We start from the raw sequence: 12,151 nt of genomic DNA on the forward strand, positions 1-12,151 counted from the left end.
GACGCAGATCACTGTTCCGGTTTTTCCGGGACCTCAAGATGTTGCATCGGCGCAAGTTCGGGATGGCGGATCGCCTGAATGGCGGCCTTGGCCAGAAATTCCCCGGCAGAGCCAACTGATTCTGCCATCGTCAGGATATCCGACCGGACAAGTTTGAGAAACGGCGCCGCCTCTTTGGCAAAGATATCAAAGTCTTTGCCAATCGTGCGGCCGCAGGCTTCGGCGGCGGCGACGGCACCCATTGCGGCACCGGCGGATGCTGTCACAACTGTATCCGTTTGCGGGTGTGCCTTCAGATGTGCGATCAGTGCGTCGGCCACATCGGGGCTGGGGCTGTCGCTTGTGACCGTATCAAGGATAAACAGGCTTTGCTGGTTGGCCTCTGCCCGCTCGCGTAATCCGGCAACAAGATGCAAGGCATAGCTTTGTTTTTGGGGCGGGGCCACGACAGCTACATGTTTGCGGTTGCGCGCATGTAACATGTTGATTGCGCGTCGCCCGTAGGCTTCATTGTCAAAATCATAATAGGCGTGCTGGTCCGACCAATTGCTGCGCCCGTGGGTGGCAAATGGAAAATCACGCTCCATCAGATAGGCGATGCGCGGATCATTGGGTTCGATCTGGTTGAATATCACACCATCAGCGGACCCGGTTTCGACAATATAGCGGATGGGTTTCATGATATCGTCGCCGGGTGCGTAAGGGGTGACATTGAGATGAAAGTTTGTGCCCTGCAATCCTTCTGCCACTGATGAAATCAGACGGGCGGTGTGATTGTCATGTTCGGTGGACATGATCAGGCTGATCACATTTGTCCGGCCGGTTCGCAAACGCACACCGGCCCTGTTGGGCACATATCCAATCTCGTCCGCGATCTGGCGAATCAGCTTTTTGGTGTCGCGCCCGATATCGGGCGCGTCATTCAGCGCGCGTGACACCGTGGGCACGGCCAACCCGCTGATTTTTGAGATGGTTTTCAGCGTTGGCTTGGTACCAGCCGGTAGAAGCGCACTTCTCTGCTCGGCTGACAGTTTACTTCCCGGCATCTTGTCCAAGGTCCTATTTTCACAGCATTTCGCTGGTTCTTGCGGCGATATATATGCGCCGTCCCACAAAAGGCCAACGACTTCAGTCGCTTACTTTTTGCAGGATGTTTCAGTTAATGTTGCTTAAAAACTCTTGCTAGGTCAATCTAAATCGATATAGGCTCTACTACAACGATTTAGTAACAGGGAGGAAAACCAAAATGAATTTCAGAACAAAACTGCTTGCCGCAACGGCGATCGTCAGTGCGTCAGCTGCATCGGCGGTAGAACTTGAAGTCACCCACTGGTGGACTTCGGGTGGTGAAGCCGCAGCCGTTTCCAAATTCGCCGACGCATGGAATGCCACGGGCAACACATGGGTGGACGGCGCGATTGCGGGTTCAGGGGGCACTGCACGTCCGATCATCATTTCGCGGATTCTGGGTGGCGATCCGATGGCCGCGACACAGTTGAACCACGGACGGCAGGCAGAAGAACTGATCGAAGCAGGTTTGTTGCTGGACCTGACCGATGTGGCTGAAGCTGGCGGATGGCGCGACATCGTGAACCCCTCCAGCCTGTTGGATTCCTGCACTTTGGACGGCCGGATTTACTGCGTGCCGGTCAATATCCACTCGGCCCAGTGGCTGTGGCTTTCGCATGACGCCTATGAAAAGGCCGGTGTTGCCGTGCCATCGGATTGGAATGAATTTGTAGCCTCTGCGCCTGCACTGGAAAAAGCAGGTGTGACGCCGCTGGCGATGGGGCAGCAGGGCTGGCAGCAGAACCTTGCCTTTGGTGCGATCACCATCGCCGTGGCCGGTCTGGATGCATGGCGTGAAGTAACCGTGAACAAGAACGCTGATGTGGCCCGCGGGCCCGAGTATACGGCTGTGTTCGAAGCTGTCGCATCTGCGCGCGAGTTGGCGCGCGAATCCAACGTGCAGGACTGGAACCAGGCAACCAATATGGTCATCACAGGCACCGCTGGTGCGCAGCTGATGGGTGACTGGGCGCAGGGCGAGTTTTCTGTCGCACAACAGGTCGAAGGCGAGGATTACTCCTGCCTGCCCGGTCTGGGATTGAACCCCATTCTGGATACCGGCGGTGACGCTTTCTATTTCCCGGTCAATGATGACCCTGAAATCACTGCTGCGCAAAAAGAGCTGGCCGCACTTCTAATTTCGCCCGAAGTGCAGGTGTCGTTCAACCTTGCCAAAGGATCATTGCCCGTGCGCGGCGACATTGACATGGCGGCAGCAAACGGCTGTATGCAAAAGGGTCTGGGTATTCTGGCGGACGGTGGTGTTCTGCCATCGGGCGACCAGTCATTGTCTGCTGATACGCAAACCCAGATCGAGGACCTGATGGCGCAATTCTGGTCGTCGGACATGCCAGCCAGCGAAGCGCAGGCGAAATATGCCGACATCATCGCACGCGCTGACTGACGCTTTGCTCTGATCATGCGGGCACGGGGCGAACGCATCGCCGTGCCCGCAACAACATTCCCCTATTTCCTGATGATGGAGCCGACACGATGACCGTGGCCTCGGACCCCCCGGTTCAGACGGTTCGCAAGCCGAACCGGATGTTCAAGAACAAGATGGCAAAGATTGCTTCGATCCCGATGATCCTGACGGCGCTTTGCGTTTTCGTTGGCGGTACATTGTGGACCGTCCTGCATTCCTTCACCGGTTCGCGGATGTTGCCCAAGCGCGACTGGGTCGGACTGGCGCAATATGAACGCCTGTGGGACAGCGACCGTTGGATCATTTCGGTCAAGAACCTTGCTCTCTACGGGTTCTTTTCACTGACCTTCACGTTGGTTGTGGCTTTCTGTCTGGCCGCGTGCCTTGACCGCAAGATCCGCTTTGAAAATACATTCCGCACCATTTTTCTTTATCCATTTGCACTTTCGTTCGTTGTGACCGGGCTGGCATGGCAATGGATTTTGAACCCGCAATTCGGATTTCAGTCAGTCGTGCGTGGTTGGGGCTGGGAGAGCTTTAACTTTGATCCGCTCAACAACCCCGAAACGGTCATGTTTGGCCTGCTGATTGCGGGCTTGTGGCAAGGGACCGGCCTGATCATGTGCATCATGCTGGCGGGTCTGCGTGGCATTGATGAGGACATCTGGAAAGCCGCACGGGTCGACGGGATTGGTACCGTCAAAACCTATGTGCAGGTCATCATTCCGATGATGCGCCCTGTCTTTATCACGTCACTTGTGCTGATCGCGTCCGGTATCATCAAACTTTACGATCTGGTCGTGGCCCAGACCAACGGGGGGCCGGGGATCAGTTCCGAAGTGCCCGCAAAATACGTCATCAACTACATGTTTCAGGCGCAGAACCTTGGGCAGGGGTTTGCGGCATCCACGATGATGCTGGTTTCGGTTGTGATCATTCTGATCCCTTGGGCCTATCTTGAATTCGGGGGGAAGAAAAATGGCTGATCTGAACGCAAATGCCGGGGTTGTCCCGCAAGGGCCGAAGCCCAAAAAACGGCTGAGCCGGGGGAATATTTTCCTCTATGGCACATTGATTGTGGTCAGCTTGTACTACTTGCTGCCGCTTTATGTGATGATGGTCACGTCTCTCAAGGGTATGCCCGAAATTCGGATGGGCAACGTCTTTGGCCCACCGCTTGAGATCACCTATCAGCCATGGGTCAAGGCATGGTCGGAAGCCTGCACCGGCATCAATTGCGATGGGCTGTCGCGGGGTTTCTGGAATTCGGTGTGGATTTTGGTCCCGTCGCTGGTGCTGTCGATTTCGATTGCGTCGGTCAATGGTTACGCGCTGGCCAACTGGAAGTTCAAAGGGTCCGAGACGTTCTTTACCGTTCTGATCATCGGCGCCTTTATCCCTTATCAGACGATGCTGTACCCGCTGGTGATCATGCTGCGCGAAAGCGGTGACGGAATCACCTGGCTGGTGTCATGGATGAACCCGATACTTGAGGCGCTGGGAATGGAACCGTTTGGCCGCATTCGCCTGATGGGGTCGCTGTCAGGGCTGGTGATCGTGCATTCGATATTCGGGATGCCGATTCTGACGTTGCTGTTCCGCAATTACTTTGCCTCGGTGCCCGAAGAGTTGTTCAAGGCCGCCCGCGTGGATGGGGCGGGGTTCTGGACGATCTATTTCAAGATCATGCTGCCTATGGCGCTGCCGATTTTCGTCGTCGCGATCATTTTGCAGGTAACGGGCATCTGGAACGACTTCCTGTTCGGCGTGATCTACACCAAACCCAATATTTATCCGATGACTGTGCAGCTGAATAACATCGTGAATTCGGTACAGGGCGTTAAGGAATATAACGTCAATATGGCGGCAACTCTGCTGACCGGTCTGGTGCCACTCGTCATTTACTTCGCCTCTGGCAAACTCTTCGTACGCGGCATTGCAGCCGGTGCTGTGAAAGGCTGACTATGTCCTATTCTGTTGAAATCAAGAAACTCGATCTGGCTTTTGGCGCTGTCAAAGTGCTGCAAGAGCTGGACCTGAACATTCACGAGGGCGAATTCCTTGTCCTGCTGGGGTCATCGGGCTGTGGCAAATCAACCCTGCTGAACTGTATCGCGGGCCTTTTGGAAGTGACGGACGGGCAAATCCATATCAAGGGCCAGAACGTCACATGGGCCGAACCGTCAGAGCGGGGCATCGGCATGGTGTTCCAATCCTACGCGCTATATCCGCAGATGACGGTGCGGGGGAACCTGTCGTTCGGGCTCAAGAATGCAAAGTTGCCCAAGGCCGAGATTGAAGAACGCGTGGCACGTGCCGCCGGTATTCTACAGATCGAAGCCTTGCTGGACCGCAAACCCGGTGCCCTGTCAGGTGGGCAGCGGCAGCGGGTGGCCATTGGGCGTGCACTGGTGCGGGATGTGGATGTTTTCTTGTTCGATGAACCGCTGTCGAACCTTGATGCCAAGCTGCGCGTTGACCTGCGGGTGGAATTGAAGCGCCTGCACAACCAGTTGCAAAATACGATGATCTACGTGACCCATGATCAGGTCGAGGCGATGACGCTGGCGGACCGGATTGCCGTCATGAAAGGCGGCGCCATTATGCAATTGGGCAGCCCGGATGAAATCTATAACAGGCCGCGCAATCTATATGTCGCGGATTTCATCGGCTCGCCGTCGATGAACTTTCTTGAGGGGCAGTTCGCAGACGGCAGTTTCAGGATTGACGACATGGCCATGCCGATGACCGGCTACGAATACGTCGAGGGCCAACCAAGTAACCGTGCTGCAGTAATCGGAATCCGGCCAGAGCATGTGGTCACGGGCGAATTGGTCGGTAATGCGCCGCTGCAATATACTGTTGACGTTGATCTGGTCGAACCTATGGGTTCTGACACCCTGATCTATGCCAAACTGGGCCAGCACGGGTTCCGCATCCGGATGGACGGGCAGGCGATTGTCAAGGCAGGCGAGGCACTTGCGATCGGGATTGATCCTGCGCGGGCGTCACTGTTTGACAAGGCCAGCGAGAACCGAATTTGAATGACCTCTCAGGAGACTGGGCGCTGTCTGACGACAGTGGGGCCTATGCCTGTACCATGGCGATGCCCACTGACGGTATCAGCGCATTGCATGCCGCAGGGTTGATCCCTGACCCCTATTGGGGGCGGAACGAATATGACTTGCGCTGGATTTGTGAACGCGACTGGACAGCAACGCGCGGGTTTGACCTGACGGAGACAGATGTCGATCTGGTCCTGTCCGAAGTCGATACGGTCGTGACGGTTCGGGTGAACGATATCATCGTGTTGGAGGCCGAGAATGCCTTTCGCACCTACCGCGTCTCACTAAACGGCGTTGGACGTGTGGGCAGCAATACCATCAGCGTGACATTTCACAATGTTGTCGCGGCAGGTTCCGCCAGGCAGGAAGCCCACCCGTTTGATTTGCCGCAAAGTGATAACTGCCCGATTCCAAACGGGAATATGCTGCGCAAACCAGCTTTTGATTTTGGCTGGGATTGGAACATCGCGCTGGCTCCGTTCGGCATTTATGGAAAGATGGCAATTGAGCCATCAGCAGCCCCGCGCATCGACCGGATGGCGATCGTGCAGGAACATGGCGACGGCTTTGTGGATGTGGAGATCACCGCTTATGTCAACAATTGGCAGGGTGCGGTGACTGCAACACTGGCCGGGCAGACGGTCATGGCCGATTGTGTGGATGGGGTTTGTGACTTTTCCATCCGCATTGCTGACCCCGTGCTTTGGTGGCCCGTAGGGCAGGGCGACCCGCATCTTTATCGGCTTGCCGTTACCGTCGCTAAAGCAACGGCCACGCGCTTGGTCGGTTTGCGCACTATGGAACTGGTGGCTGAGACAGATAGCGCGGGGCTTGGGTTCAAATTTCGGGTCAATGGCCGCGATGTGTTTTGCAAAGGTGCCAACTGGATTCCCGCAGATGCTTTGCCAGGCCGTATTACAGACGCCAAGACCCGCGCGTTGCTGCAATCTGCCGTGGATGCGAACATGAACATGGTTCGCGTCTGGGGCGGCGGGCGCTATGAGCCGGACAGTTTCTATGATGCATGCGATGAACTGGGCTTGATGGTCTGGCAGGATTTCATGTTTGCCTGCAACCTGTATCCCTCTGACGAAAGCTACCTGGCCAACGTCAGGGCCGAGGTCGCTGATAATGTGGCCCGCATCCATCATCACGCCTGCCTTGCTGTCTGGTGCGGTGATAATGAACTGATCGGGGCATTGGGTTGGTACGCCTGTTCGATCAAGGACCGTGACCGCTATCTCGTGAATTACGACCGTCTGAACCGCACGCTTGAGGTGGCATTGAAAGACATCGACCCCACCGCGAATTGGTGGCCGTCATCACCATCGCCCGGCCCGATGAATTTCGGCGATGCGTGGCACGATGACGGATCCGGCGACATGCATTTCTGGTCAGTCTGGCACGAAGGCCGCGACTTTGACCACTACCGCGATGTCAGCCCGCGCTTTTGCTCGGAATTCGGTTTTCAAAGCTATCCGTCGATGATCGAAATTGAACGCTTCGCCGGGCCAGAGGATCAGAATATCGCCGCCCCTGTTCTGGAAAGTCACCAGAAGAACGCAGGCGGCAATGCCCGGATCGCCGAGACGATGTTTCGCTATTTCCGCTGGCCGGAAAAGTTCGATGATTTTGTCTATCTGTCCCAAATCCAGCAGGGGCTGGCGATCAAAACTGCCGTCACCCATTGGCGCAGCCTGAAACCGCACTGCATGGGCACGCTGATCTGGCAATTGAATGACACCTGGCCGGTTTGTTCGTGGGCTTCCCTGAACCATCAGGGTGACTGGAAGCTGATGCACCATATGGCGCAGGATTTTTTTGCACCTTTGCTGGTCACGGCGGTCCCGGATGACAGCGGCTACATGTTGCGGGTCGTCAATGATGCGCCACAGCCGGAAACCGTTGCGATCAGCGCTTATGCGCTGGCTATGGACGGGCGCACGCGTCAGATCGGGCAGGCCGAGGTCATGACTGACGCTGCCTCAATTGACGCATTGCATGTCGCGGCCGACCAAATCGGGCCGCAAGAAATGCTGCATTATGTCTGGCGCACCGCCGACGGGCAGCAAACCCATGATACCTTTGCCCCGCGCCCCTATAAATCCTATGACCTGCAATCGCCCCAGCTCCTGCTTCGTGTGGAAGGCAATGTGATTCACGTTCGTTCGGAAGGGCTGGCGCATTTCTTTGCGGTCGAAGCAGACATTGCAGGTCGGTTTGATCAGAACGTCCTGACCCTGTTGCCAGAGACTGAAACGACCATGTGCTTCACGCCAGCCGATCCCGATGCGGCTGCGACATTCACGTTTCGTGATTTGCACAGCGCAACTTACCGATAACGCCATCAAGGAAGTACAATGCTTAACATATCCTACCAGCTCTATTGTTCCCGCAACTTTCCGCCGATTGGGGCCACGCTGAAAATGCTGTCGGACGCAGGCTTTACCCAAGTCGAGGGCTATAATGGCCTGTTCAATGATCTGGAAGGGTTGAAAGCCGGACTTGCAGAGACAGGCCTGCAAATGACGAGCAGCCATGTCGGGCATCAGTTGCTGGCTGACGATCCGGCGGGTATGCTGCAAATCATCAAGGATCTGGGAGTCAAAAAAGTATTCGCCCCTCATATCGCACCAGATCAGCGCCCCACGGATGCCGCCGGCTGGGCCGCGTTCGGCCAACGGTTGGCCGAGATTGGCAAGCCAGTGCAGGATGCGGGCCTTGTCTGGGGCTGGCACAATCATGATTTTGAACTGACCAAGCTTGCCAGCGGGGAATTCCCCCTTGATCTGATGATGGGAGCATCTGACGATTTGATGATGGAGCTTGATCTGGGCTGGGTCACACGCGCCGGAGAGGACCCCGTCGCCTGGATCAATAAATACAGCGGACGGATTGCCGCCGCCCATATCAAGGATGTGGCCGCCGCAGGCGAATGCACGGACGAGGACGGCTGGGCCGATGTGGGCCACGGTACAATGGACTGGCCCGCCATTCATACCGCATTGCAGGCGGCGGGGTGCGATCATTACGTCGTTGAACATGACAACCCCAAGGACCACCAACGCTTTGCGACCCGGTCGCTGGCCGCGATCCAGAACTTCTAAGGAAAACACATGACACAACTTGGCGTTGGCATCATTGGATGCGGCAATATTTCAACCGCCTACTGCCGTCTTGCGCCCATGTTCAAATCGCTTTCGGTCAAGGCTGTGGCTGATATCAACATGGACGCAGCACGGGCAAAGGCCGCAGAGTTCGACCTGCGCGCCGAAACTGTCGCTGACCTGCTCAAGGCGCCGGATATTGATGTGGTTGTCAACCTGACGATCCCCGCGGTGCATTTTGACGTGACCCGCCAGATTCTTGAAGCGGGCAAACATGCCTATTCCGAAAAGCCACTGGTGTTGACCTTGGAAGAGGCGGAAAAGCTGCGTGAACTTGCCGCTGCCAAGAACCTGCGGGTCGGGTCGGCCCCTGATACGTTTCTTGGGGGCGCGCATCAGCAGGCGCGTGCTGCGATTGACGCCGGCGATGTGGGCCGCATCATCGGGGGCACATGCCATGTGATGGGGCACGGCATGGAAAGCTGGCACCCGAATCCGGATTTCTTTTTTCAGCCGGGCGCGGGCCCCGTGTTGGATATCGGCCCATATTACGTGGTGAACCTGCTGCAACTGATCGGGCCTGTGAAATCGGTGGCGTCGCTGGCGACAACCACCTTTGCAGAGCGGACCATCGGCAGCGGGCCCCGCACCGGTGAACAGATCCCGGTTTCAACACCCACGAACATTCACGCACTGCTTGAATTCGCAAATGGTGCCACTGTGACCCTTGGGGCCAGCTGGGATGTCTGGGCCAACCGACACAGCCCGATGGAGCTTTACGGCGAAGATGCATCGCTGTTTGTGCCGGACCCGAATTTCTTTGGTGGGACAGTCGAAATCGGCGGGCCGGATAAGGAAATCAGGGCGCTTCCCACTTGGGATCATCCATTCGGTGTGCCTAATCAGGATGACGGCACGCGGGCGAACTATCGCTGTGCAGGACTTGCCGATATGGCGACGGCGATTGCCGAAGGGCGCGCGCATCGCTGTAGCGTCGATCTGGCCGTGCATGCCGTTGATGTCATGACAAGCATCCTGAGGGCTGGCGAAGAACGCAGGTTCATCGATCTGACAACCACTTGCGCACGTCCCGCAGCATTGTCGCCGCAAGAGGCGCGCGCCCTGCTGGCCTGACCGGCTAGCCGACCATGACAGGTGGCGCGTCCGATGGTTTCATCGGGCCGCCAAACCGGCGCCGCATCCTTGCGTGGCTATAGCCAAGATCGCTCAGGCTGCACAGCCTGCGCCCGGCCAGATCCTCAAGACAAAGGCCGCCGCCGGATTTCGCGAAATAGTACCCGCGGCGATGCAATCTGTTTTGCAGGTCTGCCCAACTGGTGGCCGATCGCAGATCATGCTCCAATTCGGCGCGTAACGGCGCAAGCTGCTTTTCAACCCTTGCTGCGCGCGCTGTCTTACTGCGCTGAAAATCGCGCGACAGGGCAGCGCACACCAAAACACCTATCGCCTGATCGTCGCGCCCTCCAAGATGTTCAAGGGCGTCGGCAAGTTCGGGCGGGAGGTTGAGTAAAATTTGTTTCATACGCACCATATCGCTCGGACATGGTGAAGATACGGTTAAAGCCCGGTTTCCTGCGCGATCTGGGCACGCGACTTCCGGGCGCGCTCTGTCGCGGATTTCAATTGACCGCAAGCGGCCATGATATCCTCGCCGCGTGGCTTGCGCACTGGCGATGCATATCCCGCATTGTGAACAATATCGGCAAAGGCGCGGATGCGGTTGTTGGATGACCGACGATAAGGCGCGCCGGGCCATTCGTTGAAAGGGATCAGGTTGATCTTGGCAGGGATACCCTCAATCAGCTTAACCAGACGGTGGGCGTCTTCATCACTGTCGTTCACCCCGTCCAGCATCACATATTCAAAGGTGATCCGCTCGGAATTCGACACTTTGGGATAGACCCGCAGGGCATCCAGCAGTTCAGCGATATTCCAGCGTTTGTTAATCGGAACCAACCCATCGCGCACCGCGTCTGTTGTGGCGTGAAAGGACACGGCCAGCTGACAGCCGATTTCCTGAGCGGTACGGGCAATTTCGGGCACGACGCCCGAGGTCGAAAGGGTAATCCGGCGACGGGACAGCTGAATCCCGTCTGGGTCCATCGCAATTTTCATCGCGTCGCGCACGTTCTCAAAATTATAAAGCGGCTCGCCCATCCCCATCAGGACTATATTGGACAACAAGCGCGGGCTATCGGACCGGGTTCCCTGCTCCGGCCATTCGCCCAGATCATCACGGGCCAACATCACCTGACCGATGATTTCCGCGGGCGTCAGATTGCGGACAAGCTTTTGGGTGCCGGTATGGCAGAAAGAGCAGGTCAGAGTACAACCAACCTGACTGGAAATGCACAAGGTTCCGCGATCGGTTTCGGGGATATAGACAACTTCGACCTCGTGACCGCCAGCGATGCGGCACAGATACTTGCGGGTGCCGTCGTCCGACACCTGCCGGGTCACAACTTTGGGGACTGCGATCACAAACTTTTCGGCCAGCATTGCGCGGTAATCCTTGGCCAGATTGGTCATCGCCGCAAAATCGCGGACGCCCCAATGGTAGATCCACTGCCAGATCTGACCGACGCGCATCTTGGCCTGTTTTTCTGGGGTGCCTGCCGCGATCAGGGCATCGCGCATCTGCGTACGCGTGAGCCCGATCAGGTTTTGGGGGCCGTCAGGCTGCTTGCGCGGAATCGTCAGCACATCTTGGGTGATCGGGGCCTTGGGGTCCATGGAGCGTCTCGCTGGTCAGGGGTCAAGCCGTTCATATAAGAAAAAAGGGCCGCCTTCACAAGGAAAGCGTGCCCAACTTCTTATGGCCAAAAATATCCCCGCCGGAGGCGCACCTCTCAACCGGTGCAGCGGGTTTCCGCTTCTTCGACCGCTGCGGTAAAGCCCAGCAGGCTAAAAGTGTCCTGCGTCACAGTGCCCCGGCCCGACCGCCCGGTGGCAATCGCCGTGGCGCCGCGCTTCATGGCCGCCACGAATTTGGCGTCATCTTCGGGAGTCGCAGGCCATGCAAACTCGCCTTCGGTGAACATCTGGAACGTCGTATCGTCAATTTTCAAATCGACGGTCGAGCCATCAGCAAAAGGGTAGCCGCCAGCAAACATCACCTGCCCGTTTACGCCTTTGCCGGGGCGATAGAATACGATCAGCCGGATATCGCCACGGCGGACCGTGACGACATTGCCATCACGCGTATTGACCGTTTCCTTCGGGGCGGACACAGCCCAACATTCATTCGGGTTGCTCTCGACGAAAACGCTCCAGTCGGTGTTGGCAGCCACCCGACTGCTACTTTCCTCTTGGGCCACTGCTGACCCGACCCAAAAAACCGTGGCGGATACGCCTATCATGCGCGAAATCATAGAAATCATCTTACAGCCTCCAAGCTGTCCTTGCCTCTGCCGTCCCATTGATACCTTGATGCATCTTTGCGCAGCTTTTCTACTGGCAGGACC

The 12,151-nt window shown here is 57.0% G+C and carries 11 protein-coding genes; 7 read left to right on the forward strand and 4 right to left on the reverse strand.

What is annotated here, in order from left to right; all coding sequences use genetic code 11:
* Positions 1–8: 8 nt before the first annotated feature.
* Positions 9–1,046: a LacI family transcriptional regulator gene (locus C8N45_RS00180; protein WP_108384150.1), complete on the reverse strand. Its 1,038-nt coding sequence runs from the start codon at positions 1,044–1,046 to the stop codon at positions 9–11.
* A gap of 200 nt (positions 1,047–1,246) precedes the next feature.
* On the opposite strand from C8N45_RS00180, the gene C8N45_RS00185 reads away from it, so the two are divergent.
* From C8N45_RS00185 to C8N45_RS00215, 7 genes are all read left to right on the forward strand, one after another.
* Positions 1,247–2,473: an ABC transporter substrate-binding protein gene (locus C8N45_RS00185; protein WP_108384151.1), complete on the forward strand. Its 1,227-nt coding sequence runs from the start codon at positions 1,247–1,249 to the stop codon at positions 2,471–2,473.
* 89 nt (positions 2,474–2,562) lie between these two features.
* Entirely contained in the window at positions 2,563–3,480 is a 918-nt protein-coding gene (locus C8N45_RS00190; protein WP_108384153.1) for a carbohydrate ABC transporter permease, read from the forward strand.
* Positions 3,473–4,456, forward strand: a complete 984-nt coding sequence (locus C8N45_RS00195; protein ID WP_108384154.1) for a carbohydrate ABC transporter permease — start codon at positions 3,473–3,475, stop codon at positions 4,454–4,456. Before C8N45_RS00190 ends, C8N45_RS00195 begins: the two co-directional genes overlap by 8 nt.
* 2 nt (positions 4,457–4,458) lie before the next feature.
* Entirely contained in the window at positions 4,459–5,538 is a 1,080-nt protein-coding gene (locus C8N45_RS00200) for an ABC transporter ATP-binding protein (RefSeq protein WP_108384156.1), read from the forward strand.
* Complete coding sequence (locus C8N45_RS00205) at positions 5,535–7,901, forward strand: glycoside hydrolase family 2 protein (protein WP_245882503.1); 2,367 nt, start codon at positions 5,535–5,537, stop codon at positions 7,899–7,901. Before C8N45_RS00200 ends, C8N45_RS00205 begins: the two co-directional genes overlap by 4 nt.
* Before the next feature lie 18 nt (positions 7,902–7,919).
* On the forward strand, positions 7,920–8,666 hold the full coding sequence (locus C8N45_RS00210) for a sugar phosphate isomerase/epimerase family protein (protein ID WP_108384157.1): 747 nt from the start codon (positions 7,920–7,922) through the stop codon (positions 8,664–8,666).
* A 9-nt stretch (positions 8,667–8,675) separates the two neighbouring features.
* Complete coding sequence (locus C8N45_RS00215) at positions 8,676–9,800, forward strand: Gfo/Idh/MocA family protein (protein ID WP_108384159.1); 1,125 nt, start codon at positions 8,676–8,678, stop codon at positions 9,798–9,800.
* 4 nt (positions 9,801–9,804) lie between these two features.
* Here C8N45_RS00215 and C8N45_RS00220 read toward each other — a convergent pair whose 3' ends face one another.
* The 3 genes from C8N45_RS00220 to C8N45_RS00230 all read right to left on the reverse strand — a co-directional run bounded on the left by C8N45_RS00220 (position 9,805) and on the right by C8N45_RS00230 (position 12,067).
* Entirely contained in the window at positions 9,805–10,209 is a 405-nt protein-coding gene (locus C8N45_RS00220) for a hypothetical protein (RefSeq protein WP_133175912.1), read from the reverse strand.
* A 35-nt stretch (positions 10,210–10,244) separates the two neighbouring features.
* A complete protein-coding gene (gene rlmN, locus C8N45_RS00225) occupies positions 10,245–11,420 on the reverse strand; it encodes a dual-specificity RNA methyltransferase RlmN (RefSeq protein ID WP_108384162.1) in 1,176 nt (391 codons plus the stop codon).
* Between the two features lie 116 nt (positions 11,421–11,536).
* The gene (locus tag C8N45_RS00230; protein WP_108384164.1) at positions 11,537–12,067 is read right to left on the reverse strand and encodes an invasion associated locus B family protein; all 531 of its coding nucleotides are present in this window, start codon (positions 12,065–12,067) and stop codon (positions 11,537–11,539) included.
* Positions 12,068–12,151 lie beyond the last annotated feature (84 nt).

This window comes from Yoonia sediminilitoris (assembly GCF_003058085.1).
GTDB lineage: Bacteria > Pseudomonadota > Alphaproteobacteria > Rhodobacterales > Rhodobacteraceae > Yoonia > Yoonia sediminilitoris.

Coding starts and splice junctions, on each gene's coding strand:
- C8N45_RS00215 (WP_108384159.1), top strand. CDS start 8,676: ATGACACAACTTGGCGTTGGCATCATTGGATGCGGCAATATTTCAACC.
- rlmN (WP_108384162.1), bottom strand. CDS start 11,420: ATGGACCCCAAGGCCCCGATCACCCAAGATGTGCTGACGATTCCGCGC.
- C8N45_RS00195 (WP_108384154.1), top strand. CDS start 3,473: ATGGCTGATCTGAACGCAAATGCCGGGGTTGTCCCGCAAGGGCCGAAG.
- C8N45_RS00220 (WP_133175912.1), bottom strand. CDS start 10,209: ATGAAACAAATTTTACTCAACCTCCCGCCCGAACTTGCCGACGCCCTT.
- C8N45_RS00185 (WP_108384151.1), top strand. CDS start 1,247: ATGAATTTCAGAACAAAACTGCTTGCCGCAACGGCGATCGTCAGTGCG.
- C8N45_RS00200 (WP_108384156.1), top strand. CDS start 4,459: ATGTCCTATTCTGTTGAAATCAAGAAACTCGATCTGGCTTTTGGCGCT.
- C8N45_RS00210 (WP_108384157.1), top strand. CDS start 7,920: ATGCTTAACATATCCTACCAGCTCTATTGTTCCCGCAACTTTCCGCCG.
- C8N45_RS00180 (WP_108384150.1), bottom strand. CDS start 1,046: ATGCCGGGAAGTAAACTGTCAGCCGAGCAGAGAAGTGCGCTTCTACCG.
- C8N45_RS00230 (WP_108384164.1), bottom strand. CDS start 12,067: ATGATTTCTATGATTTCGCGCATGATAGGCGTATCCGCCACGGTTTTT.
- C8N45_RS00190 (WP_108384153.1), top strand. CDS start 2,563: ATGACCGTGGCCTCGGACCCCCCGGTTCAGACGGTTCGCAAGCCGAAC.